The organism is Yersinia enterocolitica subsp. enterocolitica (assembly GCF_901472495.1).
Classification (GTDB): Bacteria; Pseudomonadota; Gammaproteobacteria; order Enterobacterales; family Enterobacteriaceae; genus Yersinia; species Yersinia enterocolitica.
In genome coordinates, this window is record NZ_LR590469.1 from 3,899,775 (window position 1) to 3,916,102 (window position 16,328).

Here is a 16,328-nt window from a genome sequence, read left to right on the forward strand (position 1 = left end):
ATATACCCTCGGTGTGCATCATCACTTCTGACGGCCATCCACAATGAAACACAAGGAGCAGTACTGATGAGCAGGTGGCGGATTGTCATGGTGATAACCAGTAAGTTTTCTCACCCGCTATGCTGGCGGTTTTTAATGACAGTAGGGTTAAGCTGTGATGGCGGAACGATGAAATCTTGCGGTTGTTGGCAGGTTTTTTTATGGGCTAAAAAGTGGTGTTTATACGAAAAAGTTTTATCGCATTATCAATCTGATACATATCACCACGATAAATTTTCAATTTAAACAAAAAATAAACATTGCCTTAACTTGAGGGAAACATAAGTGTCTCTTATAGTTAATTTACGCCGCCGTGGCGTTCTCTCTGGGGGGTTTTGCTATGTGCCCTAAAAATATCAGCCGTCTGAGCAAAATAAGTTTGGCAATATTACTGGCTTGCTCACTCGCGGCATGTAGTGGAAGTGGCGGAGGTTCTCACAATTCTGCGAAGAATAATGCGGGTCAGACAACTGGCGGAACAGGTTCAGGTGGTGGTGGTGATACTGGCTCTGGAGGTGGCACCGGCGGAGGAACGGATGGTGGTACGACTACAAATAATTCTGCGGTTGGCAATGTGGTCAGTGGTGTTGGCACTGCCGTCGATGGGGTAGGTAATACTGTCAGCGGTGTTGTTAGCCAAACCCCTGTGGGTAGCTTGCCAATCGTTGGTGGTGGTTTGGTTACCGTCGTTGATAGCGCGGGTAATGCTGTCAGTGACGTCGGGACTGGATTACAGAATGGCGTAGGCCAATTAGGAAATAATCCTAATGCATTGGGCACTACGGCTGCCGGTGTACCGAAGGCCGTGGCTGATGTTGGTACCGGAGTTTCAGGATTAGGTGGAACAGTTTCAGGTATTGCTGCCAACACGCCATTGGGCGGTGTTACCGGTACCGCAGGTGGGTTAGTTGATAAAACCGGTGGTGCAGTCACTTCTATCGGTAACGGATTGGCGCAAGACCTGCAAACCGGAACGACGAGTAAGCTAACCACCGCCGCAACCGGGATAGTGACGCCAGTTGTGGGTCAGGTACAAGATATTACTCAGACCGTTGGTTCGACCACCGGTATTGGTGCGCCAGTGAATAATTTACTGACCGCTGTCGGCGGTACTATTGTGACAACGGGCACTCAAGTGGGTAGTAGTACGCCAACGTTAGCGGGGGTTGGACAGGTACTGCAAGGCAGCGGGCAAGCCGTTGAGAAGGCGGGTGGCTTAGTTACTCCGCCAACATCAACAGGTGGTTCGAATGGCTTGCTGGCAGGTGTCACGAATACATTGACACCAACCTCTGGTGGCAGCAACAGCGGTTTGTTGGCCGAGGTGAACAATACTGTCGGTGGTGTTACCGGTGGATTAACTGCTGGCGTCTCAGCTAATGCCAATGCCAGTGGTGGTTTAGCTGGCGGGATAGGCGGAATATTAAAACCAAAAACCAATTAAATATATACACCCTGGATAATTCGAGTTGCAGGAAGGCGGCAATTGAGTGAATCCCGATGAGTTGACGTCAGTCAATGATTCGGGTGAGCGAGAGCAGCCAACGCACACGCAGCTTGAAGTATGACGGGTATAACGACACTTGCTCTCCCTTATTCATGGGGAGAGCATCGTTATTATAAAAATAGAATAGATTATTAAAATTATAATTTAATGTGCGCATAAGGAAATATTCTATGAATAATAGAGTGTGGCTATTATTTTTATTTGGTGCAGGAAATGTATGGCAGTTCAGCGCGTTCGCTAATACCATTCCTATGTTAATTGACCAGAATAACCCTTCCAAAATATCGCGTGATATTGCACGGCCACAAACACCCCGTACTGTGGTTCCACCGATTTCAACTCCAGTGCCAGAACCCAGTTCTAAACTAACACTGGATACTTTAATTGATGTGAAACATATCCAATTTATCGGTGGTACCCAATATGATATTAATATACTCAGTGAGCCATTTACGCCTTATATTGGTAAAAAAGTATCATTAAAGACTCTGCTTTTAGCAACGCAGTCTATTACAAAAATGTATCAGCAAGATGGCTATATTCTCTCTTATGCTTATTTGCCGACTGATAATTTTGCCAATGGCACATTAAAAATAGGTTTGGTTGAAGGCTATATTGCTAATACCCGTATTCAAAGTGACAACGCCGCGATAGGGCGCTGGCTGACCAAGTTGTCTCAGCACATTATGGCCGAGAAGCCGCTGACACAGCAGACCTTTGAACGCTACAGCATTTTGATGAGCCGGACGCCGGATACTAAAGTGATCGCCACGGCTAAAAACCCGGATAATATTTATGGCGCAACATTATTAGATATTAAAGCCGATCATCCACGTAATTGGAATGTCAGTACCGCATTGGATAGCCGCAAAGGTGTTTACAGCGGGGTACTCAATGCAACGTTAAGTGGCTTTACACCTTATGCAGAGCAATTGGGTGTCGCGACATTATTACCGTTAGACAGCAAAAATCGTGACCAATATTTAGGTGTAAACTATCAACAATATTTAGGTAGTAATGGCTTATTACTGCAAACTCGTGGCAGTTATTATAAACAAGAGCCGAAAGATTATACCGATGTTCTGACACTATTCCCCGATAACATCACATTATCTAGCCGTACTCAGCAGACACAATATACTGGTGGCGTGGTGTTAAGTTATCCATTGGAATTAACCCGTAAACGTCAATGGACAGTGAGCGGGGGCGTAGATTATCTGGAGAAAAGCTATAATCTAAAAAGCCGGGCCAGATTTAATAACTTTAATAATACATTATTCGATTTAGAAGAACAGAACCAACGGATGCGTTACCCAGCGGCGGAGTTGGCGCTGACGGGGTATCAGGAATATACCCAATCTTATTGGAGCACCCGTGCCAGCGTGCGCAAAGGAATAAACGGCGCATTGGCCTCCAGTTCAGTTCCTTGGGGAGACTTAGGTTTTACCCGCTGGAAACTCACCGGAGATGGTGCGTATTTAATGGCCGAAAAATGGCGACTGAGTGCCTCGGCGGAAGGTGATTGGTCTGACAATGATTTACCAGAAGCAGAGCATGTGACTTTTGGTGGGTTACGGTTTGGCCGAGGTTATCCAGATGGTGAGGCGGCGGGGGATTATGGTTATGGCGGACAGGTAGAAATGCGCTATATACATAATCGGGAAAATGGCAATTGGCTAAAAACCATTCAACCTTATGCGGTGCTGGATACGGCACACACTTGGTATAACTCACCGATATTTCGCGCACAAAAACTGGCTTCCTACGCGGTTGGGGTGACCTTTGGTGATAACAAACACTATTCCTTATCACTGGAAGGGGCGAGGCCGATTGGCGACCTGCCCAGTGATAGTACGCGTCGTGATTGGCGGTTTAACGCGACCTTAACCTATAATTTTGCCAATTAATTTAAGGCTATCTTTCTTGCCATTGTAAGATTGGGCAGTGCTTGCATCCCCACGTACTACGTGTACGCTCCGGTTGCCGTGCGCTGTCCGCACTTAGACTGACGGCGACGATTACGCCTTCCAGGCTGAGATAGATCTATCTTATTAACGCAGATGATGGATAACTTGATTACCGCTGCCGCGCCAAATAAGCGATGGGTCTTTTAGGTCTTGCACGAATTTGCCATCGACTAGCACATTGATTAAATCCACCACTTGTTGTTGGTCGGCGGTCAGTTCAGCCAGGGTGTAGCCGGTCCAGACCCAAATATCCTTACCGTCGCACTCCTGGCGTACGCGTTTGACCAGTTGCAGAATGGCGGACAAATTTTGTGGATGCAACGGATCACCGCCGGAGAGGGATAACCCTTGTCGGCGGATACGGGAGTCGTTCAGATCCGCTATGATTTTATCTTCCATTTCTTGGGTAAATGGCTTACCCGAATTCAGTCGCCAGGTGCTTTTGTTATAACAACCCACACATTCGTGTACGCAGCCAGAGACGAACAGCGTACAGCGAGTGCCAGGGCCGTTGATAACATCGACCGGGTAATATTGATGATAGTTAATGATTACTTGTCCAATATGTTCCCCTTCGTACTTGAAGCTGTAGGGGGTTCGCTGCGTTCACAAACCCGAATCACTTACTGATGTAAGCTCATCGGGATTAATGAGCCTCATCCTTGAGGCTCACCCTACGGGCTAGCATAAATGTTGTTCAAATCGGTTCCCGACCGATTTGTTATTCGCTTGCTGCCTGCCTGCAACTCCAATTCCTTTGGGGACGATTAATATTATTGGGGTAATTTCAATATTGAAAATCAGCCCAGTTGTCCGTTTGCCAAATGCTTAACGCGGCGCTTCACTTCTTCTTGTTTGCCGGCGTTAAATGGCCGTGCATCCGGGCTACCCAAATAGCCACAGACCCGACGGGTAACTGACACTTTTGATGGCTCATGATTACCACATTTAGGGCAGGTGAAGCCCTTGCTGGTACAGGAGAATTCGCCGGTAAAACCGCACTCGTAGCATTCATCAATTGGTGTGTTGGTGCCGTAATATGGCACCCGGCTGTAGCTGTAATCCCAGACATCTTCCAGCGCTCTGAGGTTATGCTGCAAGTTAGGGTATTCGCCGTAACAGATGAAACCGCCGTTAGCCAATGGAGGATAAGGTGCTTCGAAGTCCAGTTTGTCGTACGGGTTAACTTTCTTTTCAACATCCAGATGGAAGCTGTTGGTGTAATAGCCTTTATCGGTGACACCTTCTACCACGCCAAATTCTGCGGTATCCAGGCGGCAGAAGCGGTCACACAGGTTTTCGCTTGGCGTGCTGTACAGGCTAAAGGCGTAGCCAGTTTCTTCTTTCCAGCTATCCGTTGCTTGTCTCATGCGCTCGACGATAGCCACGCCTTTTGCACGTAACTTTTCGTCGTCAAAGACATGGGATTGATTACCAAACAGAGCATTAACCGTTTCATGAATACCAATAAAGCCCAGAGAGATAGATGCACGGCCATTTTTAAAGATTTCTGAAATATTATCATCCGCTTGCAAGCGCACACCACAAGCCCCTTCCATATACAGGATAGGTGCCACGCGGGCTTTGATCCCTTCGAGTCGGGCAATACGGGTCATTAAGGCTTTCTTGGCTAGCAACAGTCGCTCATCCAGCAACCGCCAGAATTTCTCTTCATCGCCCTGGGCTTCCAATGCAATACGTGGCAGGTTAAGGCTGATAACCCCCAGATTGTTACGGCCATCGTGAATTTGCTCGCCATCTTCTTCATACACCCCCAAGAAGCTGCGGCAGCCCATCGGCGTTTTAAAGGAACCGGTGACTTTAACCACTTGATCGTAATTGAGAATATCTGGATACATGCGCTTGGTGGCACACTCCAGCGCTAACTGTTTGATATCGTAGTTGGCATCGCCAAATTTATGGTTAAGGCCATCGCGGATAGCAAACACCAGTTTCGGGAACACCGCGGTTTTACGGTTTTTGCCCAAACCAGCAATGCGATTACGCAGAATCGCCTGCTGAATCATGCGCGATTGCCAACTGGTACCCAGCCCAAAGCCGAAGGTGACAAACGGCGTTTGACCATTGGCGGTGTGCAGGGTGTTGACTTCATATTCCAATGATTGGAAGGCGTCGTAACACTCTTTTTCGGTGCGCGACATAGCATAACCAGCGGCATCGGGGATCTGCCACTCTTCGGCTACCGCTTTATGTTTGTTAAAGCTTTCTGTGACAAATGGCGCGAGGACTTCATCAATACGGTTGATGGTTGTGCCGCCATAAATATGGCTGGCGACCTGCGCAATAATCTGTGCGGTCACGGCAGTGGCGGTAGAAATGGATTTTGGCGGCTCAATTTCCGCGTTACCCATTTTAAAACCTTGAGTCAGCATGCCATCGAGGTCAATCAACATGCAGTTGAACATCGGGAAGAATGGCGCGTAATCCAGATCGTGATAATGAATTTCACCACGTTCATGCGCCAAGACCACGTCTCGTGGCAAAATATGTTGTTTGGCGTAGTGTTTCGCGACAATACCGGCCAGCAGATCACGCTGTGTCGGGATGACTTTGCTGTCTTTATTCGCATTTTCGTTCAGCAGCGCTTGGTTACTTTGCTCTACCAAACCGCGGATTTCCTGATTCAGGCGACCACGCAGTTCACGCGAGATATCCCGGTCATGGCGATACTCGATATAGGCTCGGGCGAGCTGCTTGTATTGACCGGCCATCAGTTGGTTTTCTACCGCGGTTTGGATGTCGCGAATATCAACTTTCGGCTGGTTCTCCATCGTCTGAGCGACCACACGAGCAACAGTTGCACAATAATCTGCGTCTACCACGCCAACCGCCAGCGCTGCGCGCTCGACCGCTTCCTTGATTCGTACCTCATCAAAAGGTACCTGACAACCGTCCCGTTTAATCACTACTGTTTTCACAATGTCGCTCCTGTATCCTGCCGCGTAGGATTAGCCCCAAAACCATCTTATCCACAAGGCAAACCGCAGCACATCAGGGCTGCGAGGGGGTGTGGATGGTTTTGTGGATAACTACTACATATAGGTATCGTAATTACTATAGACACTATATATGGGTAATGGCAGAAGTGACAGTCAACATAATTGACCTAGAACAAGGAAATCAGCTTTAGGTTTATTCCCTGTTCAGTGCATCACAAAATGGACATTTTTATGCCACTTTTTTTGCACAAAATAGTATGAGTTAGCGCTTCATTGGGCGGAAATGTTCCAGTAAAAAATCGACCCAAACGCGCACTCGCGGGGGTAAATCGGCAGAGGCATAATAGAGCCATAATGGAACTGGCGCAGGCCAGTGATGGGCTAGCACTGGCACCAAACTGCCGTCTGCAAAATGGGGTTCAGCATGCCACTGTGCAATATAGGTTATTCCCATATCGGCCAACGCCGCATTCATTAATACTTCGGGTTGTGAAATGACCAAACGGCCCGATAACTCGAAAGATTGCACCTCATTATTGTGTTGCAGCAGCCATTTGACTATTCGTCCAGTTGATGGATTGCGGTGTAGTAAACACTGATGTTGATAGAGATGTTGCGGATTGCTGGGGGTGCCATAGCGCGCCAGATAAGCGGGGCTGGCCGCCAACACCATTTGCATTGGATAAAACTGGCGTGCAATCAAGCGACTATCGGGATCAATGTGAGTGCCGATCCCCACATCAAATCCTTCACCGACCAAATTCACCACTCTGGCCTCCAGTGAAAGATCCAAATCAATCTGCGGATAACGCGCCATAAATTTTGGAATAAGTGGCATCAATAGTTGGCGACCAAAACCGGGGATCAGACTGACTCGAACCGTGCCGCTGGGATGTTGCTCATCGTTACGTACGGTGTCCAGAGTGTGTGATAGCGCCTGCCAGAGCGGCGCAACCCGCGCTAATAAAGCCTTACCTTCATCAGTTAGCACCACACTATGGGTATTGCGTTGGAACAGACGCAGCGCCAGTTTTTCTTCTAATACGCGCACATTTTTACTGATAGCGGCAGGAGTTACCCCTAATTGACGGGCGGCGACAGAAAAATTCTCATTTTGGGCGGCGCTTAGGAAGGCGGGCAATAAGCGATGAATATCGGAAGGCAGCGACATTGGTTGATACCTTAGGTTGAAATTAATGTGACTGATTGCAGCCTACACCGGCAGCGCTGAAAATGAAAAGATAGTGTCATTAAATCTGTTGGAGAATCTGTTATGCCACGTATTTTAGTGTTGACGGCCCACCGTAAGCCGGATGAATCCCGTATCAACCATCGGTTAATAGAGGCCATTCGCCCACTACCGAATGTGGCCGTGCATGAGCTGATTCGTGAGTATCCGGATTTTCAAATTGATGTGGCGCGAGAGCAGGAGTTACTGCAATCACATGATGTGATTGTGATGATGTTTCCATTTTACTGGTACAGCTCACCGGCTATTTTAAGTGAATGGCAGGATGCGGTATTAACTTACGGCTTTGCTTATGGTAGTCGTGGGGACAAATTGCGTGGTAAGCCATTGCAATTGGTGGTGTCGACCGGCGGCAATGAACAAGCCTACAGCCCACAGGGCTATAATCGTTACCCAGCGCTGGATTTGTTATTGCCCTTCCACGCTATGGCCAATATGACGGGTATGGATTTCCTTCCGCCGTATTTAGTGCAAGGGGCCAATGCGATGGAGGAGGAGACTTTGGAGCGCTATGTTCAAGGTGTGGTGGGAATGATGAAGGGTTTTTAGTTGATATGATTGTACGTGTACAAATTTAGTATAAATTTGATATTTAACTGCGCGGGTGATAGCTTGCTTAGAGTATGAAAGATCATTGAAGGAGCAACCTATATGGCAACGACTATGTCCCAAAAAGCAGCGCGAGAAGGGCTAGGCTCTCCCGAACTTTTTGACGGCGGCGTTTTCGTCACAAAAAATGGTGTCGCTGAGCTGTTTGTCCAACCCGCAGCGGAAAGGGAGGCGGAGATTAGGGAACGTCATCTTGAGCGCCAATCAAATGCGCTGCTGAAGCTGGTTATGTTGGCTAAACAGGATATTAAAAACCAGCAAGGGATGTCACCGGAAGAAACGCTAAGGAAGCTGCGCGCCGCGCGTAAGTAATAATATTGAGGTTAGGAATGCCCCAAATAATTATATCACCCGCAGCAGAATGGACTCTTCAGGATATCGAATCTTTTAAAAGCGCTACGATGGGGCCAGTTAAGGCTGGGGAGTTCGTTGATAATTTATTGATATCATCAATAACAGCGATCAGTGAAGATCCGATCCGCTATCGTTTTAACTCAATGTTATCAGATAGCGGTGTGCAATTGCGTGAGCGGCTGGATCCCGACAGTGAGTACCGCGTCATCTATGACTATGCTGGGCAAACTGTGGAAATACTGGCTTTTGTCAGTATGAAACAAGATTTGGAACGGGTTCTCTACCGCTACCTCATGTTTCGATAGCACTCAGTACTCGGTTGTGCCGGGTACTGAACGGCCTTTGTTGTCCTATAAAGTGCTACCCCATAAAATGTTCCGCTAATTCAAGATCCCGCCGCGTAAACTCTCTCACAATCTTCCCACTCTCCATCATGGCTGCGCGCTCGGACATATGTGCCACCACATCACTGTCATGGCTGACCAACAAATAGGTCATACCATGTTCGCGTTTCAGGTGATTGAGTAGATTGAGGATTTCCGCTTGCACTGACATATCTAATGCTGAGGTCGGCTCATCCAGTAGCAACAATTTGGGCCGCAATAACAGGGCGCGGGCGATAGCAATGCGCTGGCGCTGACCACCGGAGAATTGATGAGGGTAGCGCTGTGCCGCCGCAGCCGGTAAGCCCACTTGTTTTAAAGCTTGGTCAATACGTTGTTGGATGTTTTGCTCACCGTGAATCTTTAGCGGCTCACCCAGTGTGCGCTGAATATTATGCTGTGGATGCAGTGATGCATAAGGGTCTTGGAATACCATCTGCACATCTTTACGCAATTGACCGATGAAACGTTGCCCCGGTTGCAATGGTTGGCCCAGCAAGGTTATCTCGCCTTGCCACTCCCGCTGTAAACCGGCCAAAGTACGTAATACGGTAGATTTACCGCAGCCAGATGCTCCAATCAGGCTGAATGTTTCACCTGCTTCAACCGCAAAACTGACCGACTCAACTGCCGTTTTTAGCTGATTCTTTTGGGCAAAACTGACTCGTAGATTTTTGACTTCAATCAGTGCCACGGGAAGCTCCAGAGAAATCAGCGCTGCGATCTAATACCGGCAGATCCGTGCCATAGGTACTGGCATTCGGGCGGCAAGCCCATAAGGTATGGGTATAAGGATGAGTCGAATGGGGCAGGTCAGCCGCCGCGCCTTGATCCACCAGTTTCCCCTGATACATCACCAACACGCGATGGCAATGCTCGGCGACTAACGGCAGATCGTGGCTGATCAACAACAAACTCATATTGCGCTGCTCAGTCTGTTCGACAATCAACTCCAGTATTTGATTACGCAATTTGGCGTCCAATGCGGAGGTGGGCTCATCGGCAATTAATACCCGTGGGTTATTCACTAAAGCGATAGCTAACATGGTCCGTTGGCCCATACCGCCAGAAAGTTGGCCGGGATAACTGTGCCAGGCACTTTCATTGAGCCCGACCGAGGCTAGCGCATTCAATACCCGCTCGCGGGCATCCGCGCGGGAAAGCGTATTATGTAGCAGCAGGGATTCTTCAATTTGTTTCCCCACGGTGCGTACCGGATTCAGCGCATAGCGCGGATCTTGCAGCACCATAGCAATTTCGCTGCCACGTAATGCGCCCCATTGTTTCGGTTTCAACTGCAATAGGTCGTGTTCGATAACCTGACCTGAATTGCCCTGTTGATCGGTGTTATCAGCATAATAACTGAGTTTTTTAGCACTAACTTTGCCCGGAGCACGAACTAATCCCATCAATGCTCTGGCGGTAATGGATTTGCCGGAGCCGGACTCACCCACCAGTGCCACTCGCTCGCGACCGAGGTGGAATGAGATATTATCCACCACCCGCTGTTGCTGGAAATCGACAGATAAATTGTCGACCGCGAAAATTTTATCAGTCATGGTGAGGGTCCAAAATATCGCGCAGGCCATCGCCTAACAGATTAAATGCCATGCTGCTCAGTAAGATAGCAAAGCCCGGAATGGCGGCAATCCACCAGTGGTCAAAGATAACCTGCATCCCGTCGGCCACCATGGAACCCCATTCTGACATTGGCGGGCGTGCCCCTAACCCGAGGAAGCCAAGACCTGCCGCAGCCAGGATAATACCTGCTAAATCCAATGCCAGCCGTACCACCGCTGAAGGAAGGCACATAGGGAGAATATGACCCCATAGTAACCGCAACCCTTTGATTCCCATCATTTCAGCGGCCGCCAGATAATCACTTTTACGCAATAATTGAATCTCGGCTCTGGCCTGACGGGCATAGGCCGGCCAAGTGGTCAGGGCCAATGCCAGCGCGCCGTTAATTAATCCGGGGCCAAGCATGGCAACAAAAGCAAACGCCAGAATCAGCCGTGGCATTGACATCACCACATCAGTGACGCGCATCAGAACGCGCTCCAACCAACCGCCGTAATAACCGGAAAGCACCCCGACCAGCAAGCCGAGCGGCAAGGTTATGACGGTAACCAGCAGCACCAACCCTAAGGTGGGGCGCGTGCCATAAATCAGGCGCGACAGCATATCGCGGCCATAACTGTCGGTTCCCAACCAGTGCCCTGCACCCGGAGGCTGCAAGCGGTCAGCCGCGTTTTGCCAGTTGGGATCAAACGGGGCCAGCCACGGAGCGAAAATCGCGATTATCACCAGTAAGGTGAGAATAAATAGCCCGATGCTGGTGGCGGGGGAACGTTTTAGCGCATGGAAGAATTTTGTTATTGGCATATCAGCGCGTTCTCGGGTCCAGCAAGCGGACCAGCAGATCCGTCACATTGTTAATCAAAATAAAGCACATACCAAGCAGCAGTGTTCCGCCCATAATGGCGGTGGTATCGCCGGCAAACAGCGCGCTGGTCAGATAGCGGCCAATACCCGGCCAGGCAAAAACGGTCTCGGTGAGCACCGCGCCTTCCAACATGCTGGTATAGGCCAGCGCAATCACTGTCAGTAAGGTGCCACGGATATTCGGCAGCACATGCGTCAGTAAAATCCGCATCTCACCCGCACCTTTGGCCCTTGCCAGCGTGATGTACTCTTTATTCAGTTCACTCAGGCAAGCTGAACGTGTCAGGCGAGTAATGCTGGCAAGCGCGTAATAAGACAGCAGGGAAACCGGTAAGATCAAATGAGCCAGAGCATTACTAAAGGCACCAGCATCACCTGAACGCCAGGTATCGATCAGGGCAAAACCGGTTTTCGCTTCCACGGTATATTGATAAATATCATCAAGACGGCCGGGGCCGGGGCTCCATTGCAGGCGTGCATAAAATAGCAATAGCATCAGCAGGCCAAGCCAGAAGATAGGAACCGAATTCCCCAGCAATGTGATAAAGCGGATAGTGGCATCCAGTTTGCTACCCGCCCAGCGCGCGCACAATAAGCCGAGGATAATGCCCAGTGCTGCGCCAATTACTAGCGATAATGTTGCCAGTTCCAATGAGGCAGGGAAAACGGTCAGCAGATCTTGTAATACCGGCTGACCGCTGGCGCTGGCAACACCCAGATCCCCATGAGCCAGCCGCTCCAGATAATGCCAGAACTGAACCGGTAAAGGTTTATCCAACCCAAGTTGTTGTTTAACTTGCTGATAAGTGGCCTCACTGGCGTGGTCGCCCACGATTTGCAGCACCCTGTCCACCGGCGACAGCGCCGACAGGAAAAAGGTGATAACCAGTAGACCGAATAAGGTCAGGGCCAGGGTGAATAATCCCTGTAAGAACCCCCAAAGACGACGCCGGGATAGGGTTCCCGGCGTATTATTTAGTGCGACAGACATCAACTAGCAACTCACTATTTCACAAATAAATTTATCAACCAGCTATGCCCAAGAACTTGGCGTTACAGGTAGGCGGCAAGTGAACGAGTCCCGATGAGCTTACACTGGTAAGTGATTCGGGTGAGTTCGCGCAGCTAACAACCCTGCAACTTCAAGTACGCAGGGAATAGGCTATTTGCTGACACGGTCATAATAGACCATATCTGCATTCAGACCTTGTTGATAGCCTTTTACATTATCTCGTAGCACAACTTGTGCTTTGGCTTGATCAATAAAGATATAAGGCGAGTTCTTTTGCAGATCTTCCTGTAACTGAGTGTAGAGCGCGCTGCGCTTGGCCGGATCAGCCTCGGCGACTGCCGCCAATGTTTGTTTATTCAGCTCAGGAATAACCCAGCCGTTTAAACCGGCAACAGTACTGCTCTTGCCGTCATTATAGGCAAAGGCGCTGGCATTTGAGTGTGCATCGAAGTAGTCCGGGATCCACAGACGGATTGCTGACTGATGCTGTTTGGCACGTACGCGGCCATACACCTGACTACCCGCAGCTGGCAATAACACCAATTTCACGCCACCTTGGGCAAAGCTGGCTTGCAGCGACTGGGCAATGGTAATGAATGGCGGTTTGTTCTCCACATCCAGAGTCAGCGTGGCATCTTTAATACCGGCTTTAGTCAGAATTTCTTTGGCTTTAGCAGGATCAAAGGTGAAAGGATTGCTTTCCAGCGCACCCGGTAAACCCACTGGCAGGAAGCTTTGATGTACAAAATACTGGCCTTTCAGCAAATCTTTGGTAATTCCCTGATAATCAACCAAATAGCGGGCGGCCTGCCAGAATTCAGGTTTGCTCAACAGCGGATTGGCCTGATTGGCCGTATTAAAGACCAGATAGTTTTGTTCGGCAGACGGGATTTCGACAACTTTAATCCCTGGTTGGGTTTTCAGCGCCGCAGTTTGGTCTGGCCCTAATTCACGCGCGATATCAGCATCACCTTGCTGGATCAGCAGGCGACGAGCACTTGGATCGGGAACGTTTTTAATAATAATATTTTTAATCAGTGGCTTATCACCAGGTGATGTCGGATTGGCATCCAGTACAATGGCCTGATGCGGTTGATAAACACGCATTTTGAATGGGCCGCTACCGGCTGAATGCATTTTCAACCAGGCATTACCATAGTCATCATCTTTCACATTAGCGCTCACCGCTTTTTTATCAACAATTGAGGCAATGGGGGTTGATAAAATATTCAGCGCAACTGCGGGGCTGACATCTGCACTCCAGCTCAGTAGCACGGTGTTGTTATCAATTTTCTTCAAATGCTGATCGATATTACTCGCATCCCAGCCCAAGACATTCAGGATAAAGGCCGGTGAACGGTTCATTTTGACTGCGCGATTAAAGGAATAAATCACGTCATCAGCTTGCACCGGATTGCCGGAGGCAAATACCGCCTGCGGACGTAATTTTACCGTAAGGGTTTTTGCCGCAGCATCGCCTTGCCAGCTTTGTGCAAGAACGGGTTCTATTTTTGCCGGATTATCACGATCGGCTTGCACCAGCCGCTGATAAAGACTTGGGACGGTCTGAATACTGGATAGCTCATTACTTTCAGCCGGATCAAGGCTAACGATATCATCCAGGGATTGCACCACAACCAGAGTATCTGGTGGCGTTGCTGCCAGTGCACTGCCAGATAGTGCAGTCAAAACCAACAGTGACAGAATTTTAGCTTTCATTGAGACTCCCTGAAATGGGCTACAACCACGAATATTTTTCGCGTTAATAGCCAGTATAGATAGTTAACATCGCTAGGAAATTATTGTTTTTTCGACTATTTCATCGCAGTTTCTCACGATAGTGGCTTTCCTGTCTGTGGTCAAAGTCTCAACAGTTATTTGTTATAACAATTAGTGATAAAGAAATATTACAAAAAAGTAATGATTATTAACTCGCCCAGCAGCACTACAATCTTTATTCCAGATAAATAAATGTTAGAGACTTCCCACTAAAGATAGAATGAAATGGTTATAATGAAACATCATTTCATTTTACTTATGTGAAGGGAAAACTATGATCACCGGAAACATCCATCATTTGGAATTATTGCCTTATCTGCCTGCGCAATTAAAAGAAGCTATTGAATATGTGAAAAGTCACATCACAGCAGAAACGCCATTGGGTAAACATGATATTGATGGCAATAACCTGTTCGTATTGATTTCCAATGACAGCACTGACTATCTGGAAAACCGCCGCGCGGAATATCACGCTAAATATCTGGATATTCAGATAGTCCTGGCGGGTGTTGAGGGGATGACTTTCAGTAACTTACCTGCTGGCAAACCCGATACCGACTGGTTAGCAGACAAAGATATTGCGTTCTTACCAGCAGGAGTTGATGAGAAGCAGTTTGTAATGCAAGCCGGTGATTTCGTGGTGTTCTACCCAGGAGAAGTGCATAAACCATTATGTGCAGTGGGCGAACCGGCGCGGGTACGGAAAGCCGTAGTTAAGTTGGCGGTAAAATAAGCTATTTTACTTGCCAGCTTGAGCTTCGGGCAGTGCTCGCCGCCGTCACATACTCCGTGTATGCTCCGTTGGCTGCGCGCTGTCCGCACTCAATCTGCCTGCGCCAATAACGCTTATTGATTAGGTGTGAAAATAATTAAAAGCAGACACATCAGATGGTCGGCCTTTGTTTTTTATGCTGTTCCCAATGTCGCAACCATCACAGCTTTGATGGTGTGCAGGCGGTTTTCGGCCTGATCAAATACAATGCTGTGAGCCGATTCAAATACTTCGTCGGTCACTTCCATGCCGCCCGGTAAGTCATAAAGTTCCGCCATTTGTTTGCCGACGGTAGTTTGATCATCGTGGAATGCTGGCAAGCAATGAAGGAATTTAACCTGTGGGTTGCCGGTCAGTTTCACCACATCCATATTGACCTGATAGGGCTTGAGCAATGCAACCCGCTCCTGCCAGACTTCTTTCGGTTCGCCCATCGAAACCCATACATCGGTATACAAGAAATCAGCCCCTTTTACGCCTTCGGCAATATCCTCGGTCAAGGTGATTTTACCGCCGGTCTTTTTGGCCTGCACCTGACAAGCGGCGACTAATTCGGCCTCCGGCCAGCAGGCTTTTGGCGCGACCAGGCGTAAATCCATCCCGACCAGAGCGGCCGCTTCTAACAGGGTATTACCCATGTTGTTACGTGCATCACCAAGATAGGCAAATTTCATTTCACTCAATGGCTTACCCGGCAAGTGCTCCTGCATAGTCAGTAAGTCGGCCAGTAACTGGGTTGGATGGAATTCATTGGTCAGGCCATTCCATACCGGCACGCCGGCAAATTCAGCCAATGTTTCAACCACCTTTTGGCCGTAACCACGATATTGAATACCGTCATACATCCGGCCTAATACTCTGGCGGTATCTTTAATTGATTCTTTATGCCCTATTTGACTTCCGCCTGGGCCGAGATAAGTCACCCGCGCACCTTGATCATATGCGGCAACTTCGAAAGAGCATCGAGTACGGGTCGAGTCTTTTTCGAAGATGAGCGCGATATTCTTACCTATCAATTTTTGTTTCTCACCGCCGGATTTCTTGGCTTGCTTCAGGTAAGCGGCCAACTCTAGCAGGGCTGTAATCTCGGCGGGTGTAAAGTCCAGTAACCTTAGAAAGTGACGTTTATAGAACTGACTCATGGTGTTCATCTTTTGCATCCTGAATAGTCCAATTGAATTTAAATTCAATTTATACGTATAAATATTCAATTACAACCCCAATCAATAAATCTTTCTCGTTTGTAGTGGAG

Annotated in this window: 15 protein-coding genes; 6 read left to right on the forward strand and 9 right to left on the reverse strand. The window is 48.5% G+C overall.

All coding sequences use genetic code 11. The features are described from left to right. The first annotated feature begins 379 nt into the window (after positions 1–379). Positions 380–1,483: a collagen-like triple helix repeat-containing protein gene (locus FGL26_RS18485; RefSeq protein WP_005175309.1), complete on the forward strand. Its 1,104-nt coding sequence runs from the start codon at positions 380–382 to the stop codon at positions 1,481–1,483. 233 nt (positions 1,484–1,716) lie between these two features. Beyond that, complete coding sequence (locus FGL26_RS18490) at positions 1,717–3,453, forward strand: ShlB/FhaC/HecB family hemolysin secretion/activation protein (protein ID WP_005175308.1); 1,737 nt, start codon at positions 1,717–1,719, stop codon at positions 3,451–3,453. A gap of 144 nt (positions 3,454–3,597) precedes the next feature. Here FGL26_RS18490 and nrdG read toward each other — a convergent pair whose 3' ends face one another. The 3 genes from nrdG to FGL26_RS18505 all read right to left on the reverse strand — a co-directional run bounded on the left by nrdG (position 3,598) and on the right by FGL26_RS18505 (position 7,644). Beyond that, positions 3,598–4,062 carry an anaerobic ribonucleoside-triphosphate reductase-activating protein gene (gene nrdG, locus FGL26_RS18495; RefSeq protein ID WP_032903255.1) on the reverse strand — a complete coding sequence of 155 codons (465 nt, stop codon included), beginning with the start codon at positions 4,060–4,062 and terminating at the stop codon, positions 3,598–3,600. 251 nt (positions 4,063–4,313) lie between these two features. Further along, the gene (gene nrdD / locus FGL26_RS18500) at positions 4,314–6,452 is read right to left on the reverse strand and encodes an anaerobic ribonucleoside-triphosphate reductase (protein ID WP_005175306.1); all 2,139 of its coding nucleotides are present in this window, start codon (positions 6,450–6,452) and stop codon (positions 4,314–4,316) included. A 283-nt stretch (positions 6,453–6,735) separates the two neighbouring features. Next, complete coding sequence (locus FGL26_RS18505) at positions 6,736–7,644, reverse strand: LysR family transcriptional regulator (RefSeq protein WP_005175305.1); 909 nt, start codon at positions 7,642–7,644, stop codon at positions 6,736–6,738. 102 nt (positions 7,645–7,746) lie between these two features. Between FGL26_RS18505 and FGL26_RS18510 the strand changes: the two genes are divergently transcribed. The 3 genes from FGL26_RS18510 to FGL26_RS18520 all read left to right on the forward strand — a co-directional run bounded on the left by FGL26_RS18510 (position 7,747) and on the right by FGL26_RS18520 (position 8,990). Beyond that, positions 7,747–8,271 carry an NAD(P)H-dependent oxidoreductase gene (locus tag FGL26_RS18510; RefSeq protein ID WP_005175304.1) on the forward strand — a complete coding sequence of 175 codons (525 nt, stop codon included), beginning with the start codon at positions 7,747–7,749 and terminating at the stop codon, positions 8,269–8,271. A gap of 102 nt (positions 8,272–8,373) precedes the next feature. Beyond that, on the forward strand, positions 8,374–8,643 hold the full coding sequence (locus FGL26_RS18515) for a hypothetical protein (protein WP_005175303.1): 270 nt from the start codon (positions 8,374–8,376) through the stop codon (positions 8,641–8,643). Positions 8,644–8,660: 17 nt separating this feature from the next. After that, the gene (locus FGL26_RS18520; RefSeq protein WP_005175301.1) at positions 8,661–8,990 is read left to right on the forward strand and encodes a type II toxin-antitoxin system RelE/ParE family toxin; all 330 of its coding nucleotides are present in this window, start codon (positions 8,661–8,663) and stop codon (positions 8,988–8,990) included. Positions 8,991–9,045: 55 nt separating this feature from the next. Here FGL26_RS18520 and FGL26_RS18525 read toward each other — a convergent pair whose 3' ends face one another. From FGL26_RS18525 to FGL26_RS18545, 5 genes are all read right to left on the reverse strand, one after another. Next, on the reverse strand, positions 9,046–9,762 hold the full coding sequence (locus FGL26_RS18525; protein WP_005175299.1) for an ABC transporter ATP-binding protein: 717 nt from the start codon (positions 9,760–9,762) through the stop codon (positions 9,046–9,048). Next, entirely contained in the window at positions 9,749–10,627 is an 879-nt protein-coding gene (locus FGL26_RS18530; RefSeq protein ID WP_005175297.1) for an ABC transporter ATP-binding protein, read from the reverse strand. Before FGL26_RS18530 ends, FGL26_RS18525 begins: the two co-directional genes overlap by 14 nt. Then, on the reverse strand, positions 10,620–11,453 hold the full coding sequence (locus FGL26_RS18535) for an ABC transporter permease (protein ID WP_005175294.1): 834 nt from the start codon (positions 11,451–11,453) through the stop codon (positions 10,620–10,622). Before FGL26_RS18535 ends, FGL26_RS18530 begins: the two co-directional genes overlap by 8 nt. A 1-nt stretch (position 11,454) precedes the next feature. Then, the gene (locus FGL26_RS18540) at positions 11,455–12,504 is read right to left on the reverse strand and encodes an ABC transporter permease (protein WP_005175293.1); all 1,050 of its coding nucleotides are present in this window, start codon (positions 12,502–12,504) and stop codon (positions 11,455–11,457) included. A 171-nt stretch (positions 12,505–12,675) separates the two neighbouring features. Next, positions 12,676–14,244: an ABC transporter substrate-binding protein gene (locus FGL26_RS18545; protein ID WP_005175291.1), complete on the reverse strand. Its 1,569-nt coding sequence runs from the start codon at positions 14,242–14,244 to the stop codon at positions 12,676–12,678. Positions 14,245–14,578: 334 nt separating this feature from the next. Here FGL26_RS18545 and FGL26_RS18550 point away from each other — a divergent pair, with 334 nt between their 5' ends. Further along, positions 14,579–15,037, forward strand: coding sequence for a NanQ anomerase/TabA/YiaL family protein (locus FGL26_RS18550; RefSeq protein WP_005175289.1), 459 nt, complete (start codon positions 14,579–14,581; stop codon positions 15,035–15,037). 173 nt (positions 15,038–15,210) lie between these two features. Here the strand turns inward: FGL26_RS18550 and argF are convergent, their stop codons facing one another. Next, entirely contained in the window at positions 15,211–16,218 is a 1,008-nt protein-coding gene (gene argF, locus FGL26_RS18555) for an ornithine carbamoyltransferase (protein ID WP_005175288.1), read from the reverse strand. Between the last annotated feature and the right edge of the window lie 110 nt (positions 16,219–16,328).

Excerpts from the sequence above, each read along its gene's own strand:
- FGL26_RS18485 (WP_005175309.1), top strand. The coding sequence starts at position 380 with ATGTGCCCTAAAAATATCAGCCGTCTGAGCAAAATAAGTTTGGCAATA.
- FGL26_RS18490 (WP_005175308.1), top strand. The coding sequence starts at position 1,717 with ATGAATAATAGAGTGTGGCTATTATTTTTATTTGGTGCAGGAAATGTA.
- FGL26_RS18505 (WP_005175305.1), bottom strand. The coding sequence starts at position 7,644 with ATGTCGCTGCCTTCCGATATTCATCGCTTATTGCCCGCCTTCCTAAGC.
- FGL26_RS18510 (WP_005175304.1), top strand. The coding sequence starts at position 7,747 with ATGCCACGTATTTTAGTGTTGACGGCCCACCGTAAGCCGGATGAATCC.
- FGL26_RS18515 (WP_005175303.1), top strand. The coding sequence starts at position 8,374 with ATGGCAACGACTATGTCCCAAAAAGCAGCGCGAGAAGGGCTAGGCTCT.
- FGL26_RS18520 (WP_005175301.1), top strand. The coding sequence starts at position 8,661 with ATGCCCCAAATAATTATATCACCCGCAGCAGAATGGACTCTTCAGGAT.
- FGL26_RS18530 (WP_005175297.1), bottom strand. The coding sequence starts at position 10,627 with ATGACTGATAAAATTTTCGCGGTCGACAATTTATCTGTCGATTTCCAG.
- FGL26_RS18535 (WP_005175294.1), bottom strand. The coding sequence starts at position 11,453 with ATGCCAATAACAAAATTCTTCCATGCGCTAAAACGTTCCCCCGCCACC.
- FGL26_RS18540 (WP_005175293.1), bottom strand. The coding sequence starts at position 12,504 with ATGTCTGTCGCACTAAATAATACGCCGGGAACCCTATCCCGGCGTCGT.
- FGL26_RS18545 (WP_005175291.1), bottom strand. The coding sequence starts at position 14,244 with ATGAAAGCTAAAATTCTGTCACTGTTGGTTTTGACTGCACTATCTGGC.
- FGL26_RS18550 (WP_005175289.1), top strand. The coding sequence starts at position 14,579 with ATGATCACCGGAAACATCCATCATTTGGAATTATTGCCTTATCTGCCT.
- argF (WP_005175288.1), bottom strand. The coding sequence starts at position 16,218 with ATGAGTCAGTTCTATAAACGTCACTTTCTAAGGTTACTGGACTTTACA.